This window comes from Specibacter sp. NPDC078692, assembly GCF_040686835.1.
Lineage (GTDB): Bacteria > Actinomycetota > Actinomycetes > Actinomycetales > Micrococcaceae > Specibacter.
Map to the genome: position 1 here is coordinate 96,563 of NZ_JBFBLV010000011.1, position 17,218 is coordinate 113,780.

Annotated in this window: 17 protein-coding genes and 1 tRNA gene; 13 read left to right on the forward strand and 5 right to left on the reverse strand. The window is 62.1% G+C overall.

Going from position 1 to position 17,218, the window contains the following annotated elements:
* Positions 1–2 precede the first annotated feature (2 nt).
* Together AB0O97_RS10055 and AB0O97_RS10060 are read right to left on the reverse strand one after the other, a co-directional pair.
* Positions 3–74, reverse strand: a tRNA-Arg gene (locus tag AB0O97_RS10055).
* 45 nt (positions 75–119) lie between these two features.
* The gene (locus tag AB0O97_RS10060; RefSeq protein ID WP_363837474.1) at positions 120–746 is read right to left on the reverse strand and encodes a hypothetical protein; all 627 of its coding nucleotides are present in this window, start codon (positions 744–746) and stop codon (positions 120–122) included.
* A 32-nt stretch (positions 747–778) separates the two neighbouring features.
* On the opposite strand from AB0O97_RS10060, the gene AB0O97_RS10065 reads away from it, so the two are divergent.
* The 5 genes from AB0O97_RS10065 to sucD all read left to right on the forward strand — a co-directional run bounded on the left by AB0O97_RS10065 (position 779) and on the right by sucD (position 7,360).
* Positions 779–1,648 (forward strand): inositol monophosphatase family protein, encoded by an 870-nt coding sequence (locus AB0O97_RS10065; protein WP_363882146.1) that lies wholly within the window; start codon positions 779–781, stop codon positions 1,646–1,648.
* Positions 1,649–1,818: 170 nt separating this feature from the next.
* On the forward strand, positions 1,819–4,236 hold the full coding sequence (pcrA, locus tag AB0O97_RS10070; protein WP_363838158.1) for a DNA helicase PcrA: 2,418 nt from the start codon (positions 1,819–1,821) through the stop codon (positions 4,234–4,236).
* A gap of 3 nt (positions 4,237–4,239) precedes the next feature.
* Entirely contained in the window at positions 4,240–5,007 is a 768-nt protein-coding gene (locus AB0O97_RS10075) for a hypothetical protein (protein ID WP_363882148.1), read from the forward strand.
* A 265-nt stretch (positions 5,008–5,272) separates the two neighbouring features.
* Positions 5,273–6,442 (forward strand): ADP-forming succinate--CoA ligase subunit beta, encoded by a 1,170-nt coding sequence (gene sucC / locus AB0O97_RS10080; protein ID WP_363837466.1) that lies wholly within the window; start codon positions 5,273–5,275, stop codon positions 6,440–6,442.
* 15 nt (positions 6,443–6,457) lie between these two features.
* A complete protein-coding gene (gene sucD, locus AB0O97_RS10085) occupies positions 6,458–7,360 on the forward strand; it encodes a succinate--CoA ligase subunit alpha (RefSeq protein ID WP_363837463.1) in 903 nt (300 codons plus the stop codon).
* Positions 7,361–7,561: 201 nt separating this feature from the next.
* Here sucD and AB0O97_RS10090 read toward each other — a convergent pair whose 3' ends face one another.
* Positions 7,562–8,020 (reverse strand): MarR family transcriptional regulator, encoded by a 459-nt coding sequence (locus AB0O97_RS10090; RefSeq protein ID WP_363882150.1) that lies wholly within the window; start codon positions 8,018–8,020, stop codon positions 7,562–7,564.
* A gap of 151 nt (positions 8,021–8,171) precedes the next feature.
* On the opposite strand from AB0O97_RS10090, the gene AB0O97_RS10095 reads away from it, so the two are divergent.
* Together AB0O97_RS10095 and AB0O97_RS10100 are read left to right on the forward strand one after the other, a co-directional pair.
* Positions 8,172–9,392, forward strand: coding sequence for an MFS transporter (locus tag AB0O97_RS10095; protein WP_363882152.1), 1,221 nt, complete (start codon positions 8,172–8,174; stop codon positions 9,390–9,392).
* A 40-nt stretch (positions 9,393–9,432) separates the two neighbouring features.
* Entirely contained in the window at positions 9,433–10,260 is an 828-nt protein-coding gene (locus tag AB0O97_RS10100) for an aldo/keto reductase (protein WP_363882153.1), read from the forward strand.
* Between the two features lie 63 nt (positions 10,261–10,323).
* Here AB0O97_RS10100 and AB0O97_RS10105 read toward each other — a convergent pair whose 3' ends face one another.
* Positions 10,324–10,632, reverse strand: a complete 309-nt coding sequence (locus AB0O97_RS10105; protein WP_363837449.1) for a rhodanese-like domain-containing protein — start codon at positions 10,630–10,632, stop codon at positions 10,324–10,326.
* A 115-nt stretch (positions 10,633–10,747) separates the two neighbouring features.
* Between AB0O97_RS10105 and AB0O97_RS10110 the strand changes: the two genes are divergently transcribed.
* Positions 10,748–11,860, forward strand: coding sequence for a Rossmann fold nucleotide-binding protein (locus tag AB0O97_RS10110; RefSeq protein WP_363882155.1), 1,113 nt, complete (start codon positions 10,748–10,750; stop codon positions 11,858–11,860).
* A 56-nt stretch (positions 11,861–11,916) separates the two neighbouring features.
* On the opposite strand, the gene AB0O97_RS10115 is transcribed toward AB0O97_RS10110, so the two are convergent.
* Entirely contained in the window at positions 11,917–13,020 is a 1,104-nt protein-coding gene (locus AB0O97_RS10115; protein WP_363882157.1) for a VIT1/CCC1 transporter family protein, read from the reverse strand.
* Between the two features lie 205 nt (positions 13,021–13,225).
* On the opposite strand from AB0O97_RS10115, the gene AB0O97_RS10120 reads away from it, so the two are divergent.
* The 5 genes from AB0O97_RS10120 (at position 13,226) to AB0O97_RS10140 (ending at position 17,084) form a co-directional block, all read left to right on the forward strand.
* On the forward strand, positions 13,226–13,450 hold the full coding sequence (locus tag AB0O97_RS10120) for a hypothetical protein (RefSeq protein WP_363882159.1): 225 nt from the start codon (positions 13,226–13,228) through the stop codon (positions 13,448–13,450).
* A gap of 288 nt (positions 13,451–13,738) precedes the next feature.
* On the forward strand, positions 13,739–14,521 hold the full coding sequence (locus AB0O97_RS10125; RefSeq protein ID WP_363882161.1) for an IclR family transcriptional regulator C-terminal domain-containing protein: 783 nt from the start codon (positions 13,739–13,741) through the stop codon (positions 14,519–14,521).
* A 249-nt stretch (positions 14,522–14,770) separates the two neighbouring features.
* Entirely contained in the window at positions 14,771–15,793 is a 1,023-nt protein-coding gene (locus AB0O97_RS10130) for a thiamine pyrophosphate-dependent dehydrogenase E1 component subunit alpha (protein ID WP_363882163.1), read from the forward strand.
* Positions 15,790–16,857, forward strand: a complete 1,068-nt coding sequence (locus tag AB0O97_RS10135; protein WP_363882165.1) for an alpha-ketoacid dehydrogenase subunit beta — start codon at positions 15,790–15,792, stop codon at positions 16,855–16,857. Before AB0O97_RS10130 ends, AB0O97_RS10135 begins: the two co-directional genes overlap by 4 nt.
* On the forward strand, positions 16,854–17,084 hold the full coding sequence (locus tag AB0O97_RS10140) for a lipoyl domain-containing protein (protein WP_363837430.1): 231 nt from the start codon (positions 16,854–16,856) through the stop codon (positions 17,082–17,084). The genes AB0O97_RS10135 and AB0O97_RS10140 overlap by 4 nt, the downstream gene beginning before the upstream one ends.
* Positions 17,085–17,218: the final 134 nt, after the last annotated feature.

Here is a 17,218-nt window from a genome sequence, read left to right on the forward strand (position 1 = left end):
AGTGCCCCCGCCGGGGATCGAACCCGGATCTGCCCTTTAGGAGAGGGCTGTCTTATCCATTGGACTACAGAGGCGCGTCACCTAGCCTAGCGGAACAGGCAGGCAAGCAAAAAACTGGTTCAGGCTCGCAGCGAAGCGGCTTTCTTCTTGCCGCCGAGGAACAGGGCAACACCGATAGCCAGCAGTGAGGCGATCAGCAACATCCATGAGGCCGTGACGAGTCCCGAAGCCAGCGACACCGCTCCCGAGTCAAGGGTTTCGGCCCCAAGCATGGAATCCACGGCCGCATTGGACCACAGGGAAATCGCGGCAAAGGCAAGCGGCAGCACCCACAGCGTCCAGCGCAGCGACTTTTTGGCCACATTAGAGGCGATCAAGGTCAACGCCGTGATGGCGAAAATCAGGGCGAAGAGGGTCCCGGCGGTCTTGCCCACATAGTTCAGCTGGCCCAGCGCATCGGCATCCATGGCCAGGCGCAGCGCCTCCACATGGGCCGAACTAAAACCAAAAACGAACGACTGCGGCATGGCCAAACCGTCGGCTAGGTCCCTCATCTGGTTCAGTGTCAGCAGATGAAGGTACGCAAACAAGAATAGGCTGGCCACGGAGCCGGCGATCAGGATCAGATTTGCGTTGCCCTGAGCCTTCTGCGGCGTCCGCGTCGTGCTCGTGTTAACGATAGGTGTACTGGGCGGTGTTGCAGCCTTGCCATGCAGGGCAGCACGCTGGGCGGGAGTTTTTGCCATGAATCCATTATCGCCCAGATTAGGCTTGGGGCATGGCACACTTTCAGAATTCAGCGCCCAGCGACAGCGAATTGGCGACGAAACTCCTGCGCGAAGCCGGGGCACTGGCCCTATCCATCCGAGCCGAAGGCCTCGACGCCCTGCACTCCGGCCGCCAGATCAAGGCGAACGTCGCCGATTTTGCCACCGCCGCCGACCTCGCCGCCGAGGCCCACATCTTTAAGGCCCTGCGCGCCGCCCGCCCGGAGGACTCCATTCTGGGTGAGGAAGGCGCCGGATATGTGGGCACCTCGGGGCGGACCTGGATCATCGACCCCGTGGATGGCACCTACAACTTCACCAGCGGCTCCTCCTATTGGTGCTCGGCGCTGGCCCTGGTCCGATCTTCGCCACTCTCCACCGATGAAGGCGCCCCTGAAAGTTCGACGCCGGACCCGCTCACCAACGCTGAGGTGCTGCTGGGCGCAGTGTTCCAGCCTGAAGAAGACAAACTGTGGTTGGGGGGCGCCGACGTGCCTGCCACGTTGAATGGGCAGCCGATCCGCACCCTTGCGCCGGCGTTGGTGGGGTCGCTGTCTGCCGGAACGTACATCCACCCCGGTTGGCTAGCCCAGCCCCGGGCGGCATTGCCGTGGCGGAAAGCCGCCGAACTGCCCGCCACGCTGCGCATGATGGGATCCGGTTCGTGCGATCTTGCCCGGGTCGGCCAAGGCGAGTTGGGAGTATGGTTCCAGCACAGCGTCCCGTCCTGGGACTGGCTCCCGGGCAAAGGGATCGTTGAAGCGGCAGGCGGGGACACCGCCGTCGTGCGCGTCAATGGCTTGGATTGGTGTGTGGCTGGTCCTCAAGCTGCTGTGGCCGAGCTTGCCGCAGCGCTGCGGACAGGAGCTCTGCCGGGGTAGCTGCGCGCGAGTAGCGGGTAGGCACGGGAATGTCAGTGGGGCGAACTACACTGGATTGCACCATGGATATGTTGTTTGACCCTTACCCCCAGAAGCCCAAGCCAACGCTGAGCGCAGGTGCCGGACTGCCCGCGTGGCAGCCTTTTGAGCAGGAAGATCCCGGCGCCGATATGCCGGAGTTCGCCGGAGCGGCCCCTGCTTGGGAGCAGCACGCGCAGCCGGAGGAGCCTTCGCAGCGTCGCTGGCCCGATCGGGACAGCCTGCTCGAGGGCATGAATCCGCAGCAGGAAGCCGCCGTGATCCACACTGGCTCACCGCTGCTCATTGTGGCCGGTGCAGGCTCGGGCAAAACCCGAGTGCTCAGCCACCGTATCGCGTATTTGCTGGCCACGGGACAGGCTCATCCGGGGCAGATTCTGGCCATCACCTTCACCAACAAGGCCGCCGCGGAAATGCGCGAACGTATCGAGGCGCTCATTGGGGACGCGGCGAAAAGCATGTGGATTTCCACGTTCCACTCCTCGTGCGTAAGGATCCTGCGCCGCGAAGCCAAGACGATCGGGCTGAATTCCAACTTCTCCATTTATGATTCTGCCGATTCGCTGCGCCTGATCACCTTGGTGGCCAAGGGGCTGGATCTGGACCCGAAGAAGTTCACACCGAAATCGATCATGCACAAGATTTCAGCGCTGAAAAATGAGCTCATCGACGACGATGAAAACTCCATGAACACCAACTTCAGCGACCCCTTCGCGGCAGCCGTTGCCGAAGTCTACAAGGGCTATGCCCAGCGTCTGCGCCAGGCCAACGCCATGGACTTCGATGACCTGATCGCCCAAACCGTGTACATGTTCCGCGCCTTCCCCGGCGTTGCCGAGTACTACCGGCGCCGTTTCCGCCACGTCTTGGTGGACGAGTACCAGGACACCAACCACGCCCAATACGCGCTGGTAAAAGAAATTGTGGGGACCGAAGCCGGCGCCGCTGTGGCTCCCGCCGAGCTGACAGTTGTGGGCGACTCCGATCAGTCCATTTACGCGTTCCGTGGCGCTGACATCCGCAATATTGTGGAGTTCGAGCAGGACTACGCCAACGCGGCCACCATCAAGTTGGAGCAAAACTACCGCTCCACGCAGAACATCCTCAGCGCCGCCAACGCCGTGATTTCACGCAACCCGAATCGCCGGGAGAAGCGGCTGTGGACTGCCGAGGGCGACGGCGAAAAGATCGTGGGCTACGTTGCCGAGTCCGAGCACGAGGAAGCCCGGTTCATCGCCAAGGAGATTGATCGGCTTCAGGACGAGTCCGAACTCCGCCCCGGCGACGTTGCCATTTTCTACCGCACGAACGCCCAATCACGCGCCATTGAGGACATCCTGGTCCGCGTGGGCCTGCCCTACCGCGTGGTGGGTGGCACCCGTTTCTACGAGCGCAAGGAAATCAAGGACGCCCTCGCCTACCTGCGTGCCCTGGTCAACCCGGACGACGACGTCAACTTGCGCAGGATTCTCAACGAACCCAAGCGCGGGATTGGCGATCGCGCCGAGGGTGCCGTGGCAGCGCTGGCAGAACGCGAGCGGATTTCATTCTCGGCGGCCATGGCTCGTGCCGAAGAAGCCCCCGGCATTGCCTCCCGCTCGCTGAACGCCGTCAACACCTTCGCCAAGATGATGGCCGACCTTGCCGAAATTGCGGCAACCTCCTCACCGGCCACAGCGCTGGAAGCTGTGTTGGAGCAGAGCGGCTACCTCGAAGCACTGCGCACCAGTACCGATCCGCAAGACGAATCGCGGGTGGAAAACTTAGCCGAGCTGGTCGCCGTCGTGCGTGAATTTGGGCAGGAAAACCCGGAGGGGACACTCGGGGAGTTCTTGGAGCAGGTCTCACTCGTGGCAGATGCCGACCAGATTCCCGATGCCCCCGGCGGCTCCGAAGCTGAAGCCGCGGCTGCCGTTGCCGAAGCCAAACGGCTGGGTGTGGTCACGCTGATGACCTTGCACACGGCCAAGGGACTGGAATTCCCGGTGGTGTTCTTGACCGGGTTGGAACACGGATTGTTCCCGCATTCGCGCTCCGCCACTGACCCCAAGGAGCTGGCCGAAGAACGCCGGCTGGCCTATGTGGGGCTCACCCGTGCCCGCAAGCGGCTATACATTACCCGCTCGGAAATGCGCAGCCTCTGGGGACAGAGTCAGTACAACCCGGCCAGCCAGTTTATCGATGAGATTCCTGCCGAATTGATCGAATGGAAGCGCGAAGGCACGGCCCGGGTGGCGCCGGTGGCGGGAAACTTTGGCACCAGCCGCTACTCCGGTTCCTCCTGGGGTGCAGGATCGGCCGTGGGCGGCCGCGATTCTGGTGCATTGCCGCCCAGCATCTCCGCCCGCACCGCTGCTGGGCGTGTGGAACCGCAGAAAGAAGTCATCTCCGTCAGCGTGGGCGACAAGGTCAACCACACCAGCTTTGGCAACGGCGTGGTTCTGGAAATCAGTGGTGCAGGGGACAAGACAGTGGCCAAGGTGCGTTTTGAGATTGGCGAAAAGCGTCTGCTGTTGCGCTATGCACCGCTGGTGAAAGAAGAAGGGTAACGGATGGGAGTGGCTCTGCGCAGAACTGCGGCTTTGCTCGCGGCCATGCTGTTTTTTTGTGTTTCTCTTTCCGGCTGCATCACCGTTCCGGATCCAGCGCCGGCAACTGCCACCAGCCAAGGGCCCACGGATCCGCTCACTTATGTGGAGCGGCTGAAAGCTACTCCGGTGGTGAAGCCCACGGATGGTCTCGCCAGCACTGAACTGCCGCAGTTTGTGACGGATTCACGCAATATCGCCTGCATTTTCACCACCTCACAGGCTGGAAACTTGAACCTGCCGTGGGAACCCAACAACTACGGCAATAGTGCCAACGAGGCCGCACCGATCATCCCCGTGGCGCACTGTCAGATGGCGAACTATCCGACGCCTGCCCAGAACGACATCGTTGATAACTGCGCCGGCACCAATATCGGCTACCTCGGAGGCACAGCCCTGCTTTACCCAGATTATGCCGAATATGGTGGCTGCCGGGCAGGGGTCACCGCTGTTGAAGCTGTATTTGGTTTCAGCGGAGCGGCCAAGCAAAACTCGGGTGGCCAAGACATGAACAGCATTGCCGTGCTGCCACCCGGCAATGCCATGGAGGCCCAAGGGTATCGCTGCGCACCCCTGGACGACGGGGTGGCCTGTGCCAACCTGGCCGACGAGACCGGATTCTTCATTGCGGCCAAGAAATATGAAATCTTCGGGCCCGACGTCCCCGACGTCCCCGACGTCCCCGACGTCAAGGCATCTGCTGCACCCACTTCGGCCGCACCCACTTCATAAGTGCGGGAAAGTGCCCGCTCCTTGTGGAAGGGGGCGCACCCACGCCCTAGCCGAGGGAGCGCGCACGGTTGGTGCGCGCGCAAGGAAGGTCACGCCGTCGTGCGTTCCGTGCGTCACTAGAGGGTCAGTGTGAGCCGAATTACCCGTTAATCGCTTTAAAACAGTGGTGAATTAGTCAAATATGTGCTTGTGGTGTGAGACGGTAATGTGTGAAAGGGGCTAACACCCTCAAGATCACTACTTCGACGCAGAAGGACACTAATCCGTGGACCTGTTTGAATACCAGGCGCGCGACATGTTTGAGGCTCACGGCGTTCCCGTGTTGGCCGGCATCGTGGCGCACACCCCTGAAGAAGCAAAGGCAGCAGCCGAGAAGATTGGCGGCGTCACCGTCGTCAAGGCACAGGTGAAGGTCGGTGGCCGCGGTAAGGCTGGCGGCGTCAAGGTAGCCAAGAACGCTGAAGAGGCGTTCGGTTATGCCTCTGACATTCTCGGCATGGACATCAAGGGTCACACCGTTAACACGGTCATGATCGCACAGGGTGCAGACATTGCGCAGGAGTTCTACTTCTCCGTACTGCTGGACCGCGCAAACCGCAACTACCTGGCCATGTGCTCGGTAGAAGGCGGCATGGAGATCGAGGAACTCGCCGTTGAGCGCCCCGAAGCTCTGGCCCGCGTTGCTGTTGACCCGGCCGTCGGTATCGATGCGGCCAAGGCCGACGAGATCGTCGCCACCGCAGGCTTCAACGCCGAGCTGGCTCCGAAGGTGGCCGCCACCATCATCAAGTTGTGGGACGTCTTCATCAAGGAAGATGCAACCCTGGTTGAGGTTAACCCGCTGGTTCTCACCGGCGCCGGTGACATCGTGGCTCTGGACGGCAAGGTCTCACTCGATGAGAACGCCGACTTCCGTCACCCGCACCACCTGGAACTCGAAGACGCTGCTGCAGCTGACCCGTTGGAGGCCAAGGCCAAGGCTGCGGATTTGAACTACGTCAAGCTCGACGGCGAAGTTGGCGTTATTGGTAACGGTGCCGGCCTGGTTATGTCCACGCTGGATGTTGTTGCTTACGCTGGCGAAAACCACGGCGGCGTCAAGCCCGCCAACTTCTTGGACATTGGCGGTGGAGCATCCGCAGAGGTCATGGCCGCTGGTTTGGACGTCATCCTCAACGACCCCCAGGTCAAGAGCGTTTTCGTCAACGTCTTCGGTGGCATCACCGCTTGTGACGCTGTTGCCAAGGGCATTGTCGGCGCACTCGCCGAGCTCGGCTCAGCTGCCAACAAGCCGCTGGTTGTCCGTCTGGACGGCAACAACGTTGAAGAAGGCCGTCGCATTCTCAACGAAGCCAACCACCCGTTGGTCACCCTGGCCGCAACCATGGACGAGGGCGCCGACAAGGCTGCCGAACTCGCCCACGCAGCAAAGTAGAGGTTTAGAAAACTTATGTCTATCTTCTTGACTAAAGACTCCAAGGTCATCGTCCAGGGCATCACCGGCGGCGAAGGCACCAAGCACACCGCCCTGATGCTCAAGGCTGGCACCCAGGTTGTTGGTGGCGTGAACGCACGCAAGGCCGGTACCACGGTTGTGCACGGCGACGTTGAACTGCCCGTTTACGGCGCTGTTGCAGAAGCTGTTGCCGCTACCGGCGCAGACGTCTCCATCGTGTTCGTCCCCCCGGCATTCACCAAGGACGCCGTCGTTGAAGCCATCGAAGCTGGCGTTCCGCTGGTTGTTGTCATCACCGAAGGCGTGCCGGTTCAGGACGCTGCCGAGTTCTGGGCATTGGCTCAGTCCAAGGTTGACGCTAATGGTGAGCAGATCACCCGCATCATCGGCCCGAACTGCCCCGGCATCATCACCCCCGGTGAAGCACTCGTTGGCATCACCCCGAACAACATCACCCAGAAGGGCCCGATCGGCTTGGTCTCCAAGTCCGGTACCTTGACCTACCAGATGATGTTCGAACTGCGCGACCTGGGCTTCTCCACCGCAATCGGCATCGGTGGCGACCCCGTCATCGGCACCACGCACATCGACGCACTTGCTGCGTTCGAGGCTGACCCGGAGACCAAGGCCATCGTCATGATTGGTGAAATTGGTGGCGACGCTGAAGAGCGCGCAGCCGAGTACATCAAGGCCCACGTCACCAAGCCCGTTGTTGGCTATGTTGCAGGCTTCACTGCTCCTGAGGGCAAGACCATGGGCCACGCCGGCGCCATCGTTTCTGGCTCCGCAGGTACGGCTCAGGCCAAGAAGGAAGCCCTCGAGGCTGCTGGTGTCAAGGTTGGCAAGACGCCTTCCGAGACCGCAACCCTGCTGCGCGAAGTTTACGCAGCTCTGTAATTCTTCTTTACTCCCGGGTGCCGCCAAACTGGCGCCACTTGTGAATAATGCCGCTGTTTGACGTAATTGCCATGGTTTGAACTATGGCAATTACGTCAAACGGCGGCATTTTTCATTGGTGCCCGCCCTGATGGGATGAGGCGAAGGCAGTCCGTCCCGAACGTGCCTAAAGTTCCTACGGTTCCCGGTGGGTACCCGGCGCTACGGGGCAGGAACCGCGGCGTGGAGCTGGGGGAGTGCGGTAACCAGCGGTGCCAGCTCGGGCAGCAGGGCCGCTTCGGCGAGGGCATGCTCGAGAGCCTCGTCGTGAACAGGCCGCGCCAAGGTCAGTAGTTCGGATCCCGCAGGCGTGAGCTCGGTATAGATCCCACGGCGGTCATCGGCGCACAGGATCCGCGTGAGTAGCCCGCGATCCTCCAGCCGGTTGACCAGGCGCGTGGTGGCACTAGGGCTCAGCGCCGTAGCCCGGCCCAGTTGCTGCATGCGCATGTGCCAGCCATCCTGCCGTGCCAAAGCATCCAAAACTGTGAATTCAACAACAGAGAGTTGGGCTGCATTCTGCAGCGACTTCTCCATGCTGGACTCAATCAGTCCGTGCAGAGCCGCCAGTGTTCGCCAGCCCTGGGCGCGAACTTCAACGGCGTCGTCCTTGATGCCCATGGACCTTCCCCTCCCGAGATTACGTGCTGTGCAGCACAAAAGTATTTAGTTGCTTGCGCGGGATAGTTGCGTGTGCAACAATTTATAACGCGTCTGCAACTAATAGTTTACGCGCATTGCAAGCAGTACCCAAGTCTCTCAAAGGAAAATCATGCCTCTTGGCCTCATTGCACTGGCCTTGGGAGGGTTCGGCATCGGACTCACCGAGTTTGTCATCATGGGCCTATTGCCCGAAGTCTCCGCCGACTTCCAAGTTAGCGAAGCCACCGCTGGCTGGCTCATCTCCGGCTACGCGCTCAGCGTTGTCATTGGCGCACTGTTCCTCACCGCCGCCGTTACCCACCTTCCGCGCAAGCCCGTGCTTGCCGCACTCATGGTCCTCTTCATTGCCGGGAACCTGTTGTGCGCCCTCGCCCCCGACTACAGCACCATGATGATCGGCCGCGTCATCGCTGCCCTCTGTCACGGAGCGTTCTTCGGTATTGGTGCCGTGGTGGCCGCCGACATGGTGGCACCCAACAAGAAGGCTGGCGCCATCGCCATCATGTTCACGGGCCTCACCGCTGCCAACGTTTTGGGCGTGCCGTTGGGTACCTTGCTCGGCCAGCAGGCCGGGTGGCGCTCCACCTTCTGGGCCATCACGGCTGTTGGCGTGGTTGCGCTGATCGGCATTTTGCTCCTCGTGCCCAAGATTACCCACGAACGCAGCGCTGGCCTCCGCGGTGAATTGCAGGCCTTCAAATCGCGCCAGGTCTGGCTGTCCATTGCCGTGACAGTGCTCGGCTATGGCGGTGTGTTCGGCGCCTTCACCTACATCGCCTTCACCCTGACCAATGTCTCCGGATTCGCCGCGACCTCCGTGCCGTGGCTGCTGATCCTCCTCGGCGTAGGTCTGTTCATTGGCAACACGCTCGGCGGTAAGGCAGCTGATAAGAACGTCGATGCGACGCTCATGGTGATCCTGCCGGTCCTCGTGGTTATCCTCGCCGTGTTCGCCCTGACTGCCAGCAACCAGCCCATGACTATTGCGTCCTTGTTCCTGATGGGTGGCATTGGTTTTGCCACCGTTCCCGGCTTGCAGATGCGTGTCATGAAATGGGCGACGGCGGCACCCACCCTCGCATCCGGCGCCAATATTGGCGCGTTCAACTTGGGCAACGCCTTGGGCGCCTGGTTGGGCGGAGTCACCATTACGGCCGGACTCGGCTACACCTCGCCCATCTGGGCCGGGGCTGGCCTGACCCTGCTGGCCGTGGCCGTCATGGCTTTTGCTGCAGTTGACGGCCGCAAAAGGGAAGCCAAAGCACTCACGCTTTCGCCCTCCGTCGGCCATGGTTCGCAGCATGAGGCCACCGCTCACGCGGCACTCTAGTTACCCCGATTTCTAACCACTCACGAAAGTAGAACACATCATGATTTCCATCCCCACCATCACTTTGAACAATGGCGTGGCCATGCCACAGATCGGCTTCGGCGTCTTCCAGGTCCCCAACGATGAAACCGAGAAGGCAGTGACGGCGGCGCTTGCTGCTGGCTACCGGAGCATCGACACGGCCGCGATCTATGGCAACGAGGAAGGTGTGGGCCGCGCATTGGCCACATCTGAACTGGCCCGCGAGGAGCTGTTCATCACCTCAAAGGTGTGGATTTCCGATCTCGGATATGAAGCGACCTTGGCCGCCTACGATGCGAGTCTGGCCAAGCTTGGCCTTGATTACCTAGACCTGTATTTGATTCACTGGCCAGCCCCGGCAACGGATGCGTTCCTGGAGTCGTGGAAGGCGCTGCAGGAGTTGTTGGCGGCTGGGCGGGTGCGGGCGATCGGCGTCTCCAACTTCCTGCCTGAACACCTGGAGAAGGTCATTGCTCTCGGTGGAACTATTCCGGCTGTGAACCAGGTGGAGCTCCACCCGGCCCTGCAGCAGCGCTCAATCACTGATTTTAATGCAGCTAACGGGATCGCCACCGAGGCATGGAGTCCGCTGGCTCAAGGCGCCGTGCTGAACGATCCCGCAGTACTGGCCATTGCTGGGGCACACGGACGCACACCCGCTCAGGCGGTGCTGCGCTGGCACTTGCAGCAGGGGCGCATCATCATTCCGAAATCGGTCACCCCGGCCCGCATTGCCGAGAACCTGCACATTCTAGACTTCGAACTCACCTCGGCTGAGGTTGCTGCCATTGACGCGTTGGAGCGAGAGTGCCGCACGGGCCTGAATCCGGCTGACTTCAACGGCTAAGATCTCGGCGCGTGCGTGCGGCGAGTACGGGCGGGTGCGGGCGAGCGCGTGCGGCGGCGGAGCTTAGGCGTCCGGGGGCACCATAGGCAGGCCCTCGGCTTCCCATCCGCTCATGCCGCCGGTCAGCGTGTCGGCGTTGAATCCGAGCTCGGTTAGGGCTGCAGCAACCCGACCGCTGCGCCCGCCGCCGTGGCACACGGCAATGACGCGGCGATTCTTATCCAGCTCACCCGCACGCTCAACCACAGAGCCCGAAGGAATATGGACAGCGTCCTCGATCATGCCCGTGGCCAGTTCGGCAGTTTCGCGGACGTCGATGATCTGCACATCGGGATCGGCGGCCAAGATATCGGCGGGGGTGATTTCTTGCATGGGGTCTCCTGAATGATGGGTGGACGCGGTGCTGACGTAGCTGCTGGCGCCGCGCACGAATGAAGTACCCCCAGCCTAGACGGGATTTGGTGGGCGGCGCGGCTAGGCTGGGTGCGTGAATGCACCCCTCGCGCCCCATGCCCGCACCGTTGAGATTGAAGAGCTGGATCATTTTGATGCGCTGATTGCCGGCGGTGCGAAGTCCATGCACGGCTGGCATTTCCAATCGGTCGATCTGCGCGAGAGGTCGGCGGCGCTGGTGGCGTTGCATGCTTCCGGTGCAGTTTTCATGGGCTGCAGTTTTGATACGGGTGTGGCAGATCTGTTGCGCGGGCGCGGTGCCCTGATTTTTCCAGCGCTGCCGGACCTGCCTTTCAACGCTTACCGCGGCCACCTGTACACGGGCGCCGAGCTATTCGCCGGGATTTCCGCTGCGAAATATGAGCAGGTACCGGACGCACGCATTTACCAGTGGAGCCTGCAGACGGGCCCCGCGCTGCATTCCACACTCGCCACCGCCATGCACGACCACGCCATCACCAACGCACTCGATGATTTCCTTGCCCAGCAGTCGGCGCCGGTGGTTGGCGTGATGGGCGGGCACGCGGCGGCGCGGGGGAGCCGGGAGTACGTGCAGGCGGCCCAGTTGGGTCGGGCCTTGGCGCAGGCCGGATTTCTCGTCGCGACCGGCGGCGGGCCCGGCGCCATGGAAGCTGCAAACTTGGGTGCCTATCTTTCCACGTACGACGCCGGGACCTTAGAAAGTGCCCTACTCACCTTGACAGACGTCCCCGGTTTCCGCCCCTCGGTCACCGAATGGGCGCGGGCGGCGATGGCGGTGGTGGAACGGTATCCGGACGGGGCCCCGAGCCTGGGGATTCCGACCTGGTTTTACGGCCACGAACCGCCCAATGTGTTTGCCAGCGCCATCGCAAAATATTTTACAAACGCGCTGCGTGAAGCGATCTTGCTGGACCGTTCCCGTGGCGGGATCGTGTTCCTGCCCGGCGCTGCGGGGACTGTGCAAGAAGTGTTCCAAGACGCCTGCGAAAACTACTACGCCGCCGAAGGTGCCGTGGCGCCGATGGTGTTGGTGGACCATCACTATTGGGCCGTTGAAGTGCCTGTAGTGCCGTTGCTGCACACGCTGGCCAAGGGCCGGATTATGGCTAACTTTGTCCATGTGGTGGACACCGTGGAGGAAGCGTGTCAGGTTCTAGCTGGCTGACCGACGGGCCAGTCTTGGGCCGGACCCGCGCGCTAGGTCTCGCGTTGCGCCGTGCGTTAGGCGATCAGACCGCCGAATGCCAAGCCCAGCAGGTACGTGGCCGCGGCGGCACCCATGCCGATGGCCAGCTGGCGCAGACCGCGCCAGAGTGGTGATGCTCCGGAGAGCAGGCCAACAATGGCTCCGGTTCCCATGAGCGCAATGCCCACCAAGATGCAGGAGAGTAGTAGCGAGCCGAGTCCGGTCATGCCGAAGAGGAATGGCAGGATCGGAATGATGGCGCCAGAAGCGAAGAAGCAGAAGCTTGATCCGGCGGCGCCCCAGGCTGTGCCAAGAGTTTCGTGTTCGTCGGGAGATTCAAAGTTCTCTGGCTGCAACGACAGGCTGGGATCGCAGTCGCAGCTGAACTGTCCCATTCGCTCGGCCGCACGGTGTTCGGCGGCTTCGCGCGTCATGCCGCGGGCCAAGTAGACGAGCACGAGTTCGTTGTTTTCCAGATCCAGCGATTGGGCAGCTGTCAGGGTGACCTGTGTGGGTTGGGAAGCGTCGAGGAGTTCGCGCTGGGAGCGGACGGAAACAAATTCGCCGGCGCCCATGGACAGGGCTCCGGCCAGCAGCCCGGCGATTCCGCTGAACAGTACTACTTGGCTGGATACACCTGTCGCGGCCATGCCGACGACGAGCGAGAGGTTGCTGACCAAACCATCGTTGGCGCCAAAGACTGCTGCCCTAAATGAACCCGAGAGGCGGATGCGGCCCCGCGTAGCTAGGCCTCGAACCACTTCTTCATGGATGGATTCATCGGCAGCCATGGCGTCGGTTGCGTCAACATCCGTGGCGTAGGGGGACCTGGACTCGGAACGCTGAGCCAGCGCTAAAACAAAAACGGAGCCAAAACGGCGTGCCAGTAAGCCCAGTAGTTGGTTGCGCAGTGAACCGCGGACTGGAGCCCCTGCATTCTCGCCCAGTAGCTCCAGCCAATGCCGTTCATGGCGTCCTTCGGCCTCGGCGAGGGCTAGCAGGATGGCTTGCTCTTCGCCTTCTCGACGCTTAGCCAAGTCACGGTACACGGCTGCCTCGGCCCGTTCATCAGCCAAGTATTGGCGCCAACGCTTGATTTCTGCAGGTGTGGGTATTCGGTCTGGCGCTGTCTCTGCCACGGTGTTACTCCTCTAAGTCAGCAACCACTGTAGCGCGGAATCACGCGGTTTTTTGGCCGGTTAGCCTCGGAAAAAAGTTTAGGTTGCCCGCAAAATCACACATCAAGAAAAACAATTATTAGAAAGTACTTGACGTAACGGAAAGTACTTCCCTAGTATTGAGTTATTGCTTCACCATCGAATACCTCATCTCAAGGAGAACACCATGAACACCACCACAAAGACCCCAGCAGCAAACAACTATGGCACCCGCTTGCTGTGGATTGGCCCTGTTGCTGGGCTCGCATGCATGGCCGCCCTGTTCATCGCCGGGCTGATCACAGGCAGCGCTGGAATGACTGTCATGGCCGCCACCACCGCAGCCTTGCTCGCCGCGGTCTGGTCCTCCACCGTAGCCGCGGCCAAGAAGAAGGCAGCGGCCCACAACTGAGCAGCCCGGCCCAGTACACGAGTACACAGAAAACCATTTCCGCGGGACATATCCCGCGGGACACCCACACCAGCTTCCGTACCCAACTCGTGGCAGAGTGAAACGGGACTTCGGCAATGGGTAACGCCAGCCCCTCGCCGGGCACCTGAGCAACGACGGCGTGAGCCCGCCTGACAGCGCAAGGTGACGTCCCGGCGTCGTACCTTGGAGGGGGCGCACCGCGGCCGACGGATGGGTAACAGCCCCGCCCGCAGCGTCTCGTTGTACGCTGGCAGTGGAGGCTCAACCATGCACACGATGGCAACCGAGGGTGAAAAACCGGGCACACTGCTGACATCGGTAGGCCGCGCCCTGACGGTTTTGGACTGTATCGGCTCGGCGTCCCGCCCGCTCTCGGCAAAGTCCATTGCACGCGCCACGGGTCAAAGTCTGGGAACCACCTACAACGTGCTGCGCACCCTGGCCCACTCGAACTATGTGGTGGCCGAGCGCGACGGTTTCGTGTTGGGGCCGGCACATCCGGCTCTGGCCGCGGGCAGCCAAGCGGTCACGCTGGCGCGCAGCCGCGGCATCATGAACGGTCTGCGGGATGAGGTTCGTGCGGCCATTTATCTGAGCCGATTCACGGATGGTGAGATCGAGGTGGTGGACATTGTGGACACGCCGCTGACGCCGCGGGTGGATCTTTGGGTGGGCATGCAGGACGGTGCGCACGCCACAGCCTTCGGCAAACAGATACTGGCCTCCCTCGACGCCAACATCCGTCTGGACTACATCGCCCGCCACCCGCTGGCCGAATTGACGCCGTACACCATCCGATCGCCCCGGGAATTCCTGCGGGAACTGGAGCAAAATTCCACCACCATGATGGACCACCAGGAATACGCCCTGGGCTTCACCTGCATTGCGGTTCCGGTGTCCACCTCGTCCTGGATTGGGGCGCTGGCGCTGTCGGTGCCCTCAGGAGAACGGGACGCGTCCGGGACTTCGCGCGCCGAGTACGCGAAGGCGCTGCATGAGGCTGCCGGGCAATTATCCTTGGTGCTCGGCACCGGCCACGACGGCCCCTGACCGGCTCCTTCCGAGGCCAACCGAAGCGTGCCGAGACGAACCGAGACAATTCCCACGGTCAAGGCCGCACTTTTCACGGACTGAAATCTTGGCCATACCCTCCCACACGCCGCACGCCTACGCTCGGAAGACAGGGGCGTCGAGCTGGCCATGCGCGGCGTGGCGAGTGCTGATACAGCGCAGCAAGCAGCGCAACCGCGGGCTCCCACGCACCCTGTTCGGACACTAGGGCTGGACAAAGGAGTCGCTATGACCACCGAAGCAACTGAGGCCGCAACGGCGCTCAGCGCAGAGCAGCAGCGCGGGCTGCTGCGCCAAATGATACTGATCAGAACCTTCGAAGAGGCCATCCTGCGCGAATACCATGCGGACAAGGGGCCGGGATTCGACATCGGCAAGGGTCTGATTCCGGGCGAAATGCACCTGGCCGCCGGGCAGGAACCGGTGGCGGCCGGTCTGTGTGCCCACCTTGAACAAGGTGACGCACTCACGGCAGCTCACCGTCCGCACCACCTGGCCATAGCCAAGGGGATGAACCTGCGTTCGCTGACCGGTGAGATCTTCGGCCGTGAATCCGGGCTGGGCCGAGGACGCGGCGGGCACATGCACCTGTTTGATCCATCAATTCATTTCTCTTGTTCGGGCATTGTCGCGGAGGGCTTTCCGCCGGCGCTGGGCCAGGCGTTCGCGTTCCGCAACGCTGGCACCAACAACGTCGCCGTCGCCGTGGCCGGTGAGGGCGCGGCCAACGCCGGCGCCTTCCACGAGTCACTGAACCTGGCCGCGCTGTGGAAACTGCCCGTCATCTTTGTCATCGAGGACAACGACTGGGGCATTTCCGTTCCCCGCAGTGGCTCAACGTCGGTTCCCTCCAACGCAGTCCGTGCCGCCGGGTACGGGATTCCTGGCGTGCGGGTCGAGGGCAATGACGTGGAAGGCGTGTACGCCGCGGCCGCCGAGGCAGTGGCCCGGGCACGGGCAGGGGAGGGACCCAGCCTGATCGAGGTGCACACCCTGCGCCTGTGGGGCCACTTCGAGGGCGACGCCCAAGGCTACCGGCCGGACTTGGCCACCGTTTCCGACGACGACCCCATCCCTGTCTACAGCCGGAAACTGCTCGACGCCGGTGTGCTCACCGACGCTGACATCGCCACGATGGAAGACGACGCGCGCACGCAGGTGGAGGACGCCGTCGAGCATGCCAAAAACTCGCCAACGCCCAACCCGGCCGAGGCACTCAAGTACGTCTTTGTGGAAGGAGCCTCATCATGAGTGCAACAACGGAAAATACGACGGCGGCACTCAAGGCGCTGCCGCTGGAACCTCCCGCAGGGACTCGCCGCCTCAACACGGCCAAGGCGTTGCAGGAGGCCATCGGTTCGGCGATGGAGCAGGATCCGGCCGTGTTTGTCCTAGGTGAGGATGTAGGTGCCTACGGCGGCATCTTCTCCTCCACAACGGGCTTGCTGGAGAAGTTCGGGCCGAAGCGGATCATTGACACACCCATCTCGGAGTCGGCCTTCATTGGGCTGGGCATCGGGGCGGCCGTGGAAGGTATGCGGCCCATTGTGGAGCTGATGTTCGTGGACTTCTTCGGTGTCTGCATGGACCAGATCTACAACCACATGGCCAAGATCCATTACGAATCCGGCGGCAATGTCCGCGTCCCCATGGTGCTCATGACAGCCGTGGGCGGCGGCTATTCCGACGGCGCCCAACACTCCCAGGCGCTGTGGGGCACCTTCGCCCACCTGCCCGGGATGAAGGTGGTGATCCCGTCGAACCCGTATGACGCCAAGGGGCTCATGACCGCGGCCATCCGCTCCGATGATCCCGTGGTGTACATGTTCCACAAGGGCGTCATGGGCTTGGCCTGGATGTCGAAGAACAAGCGCTCCATCGGCGCCGTGCCCGAGGAAGATTACGAGGTTCCGCTGGGCAAGGCCAAGGTTGTTCGTCAGGGCACGGACGTGAGCATTGTGACGCTGTCACTCTCGGTGCATCACAGCCTGGACGTCGCTGAAAAGTTGGCGGAGGAAGGCATCAGCGTTGAGGTCCTGGACCTGCGCTCGCTGGTTCCGCTGGACCGTGAGGCCATCATCGCCACCGCCGCCAAGACCGGAAAAGTCATTGTGGTGGATGAGGATTACCAATCGTTCGGCCTCTCCGGGGAGATCGCTGCCACCATCACCGAGCACAGCCCCACCTTGCTGACACACTTCAGCCGGGTGTGCATGCCGGATACGCCCATTCCGTACGCCCAGGAACTGGAATATGCTGTGTTGCCAACGGCCACACGCATAGAGGCCGCGGTGCGAAAGGCGGTTGCCGAATGACTGAAATTCTCTTCCCGAAGATGACCGGGGACGCCAGCGAGCCCGGCGTCGTGTCCACCTGGTATGTGGAGGACGGCGAACAGGTGGCGGAAAAGCACCTGCTCGCCGAGGTCTCCATTGACAAGGTCGACGCCGAGATTTACGCACCCGTTCCCGGCACCGTCCGGCTTCGGGTCGCCGAGGGGGACGAGGTGGCTCAGGGCGCGGTGATCGCCGCGATTGAATAGACGCCATTGAATAAGATGGCTATCCATTTAGTGGACCCGGGGTGATGAGCTGTGGCCCGCCTCATCATGTGGGCACCTAAATAGTGGGGTAGCTCCACATCGGACGGCGCTTGCGGGAAAAGACGGCCGTCTAA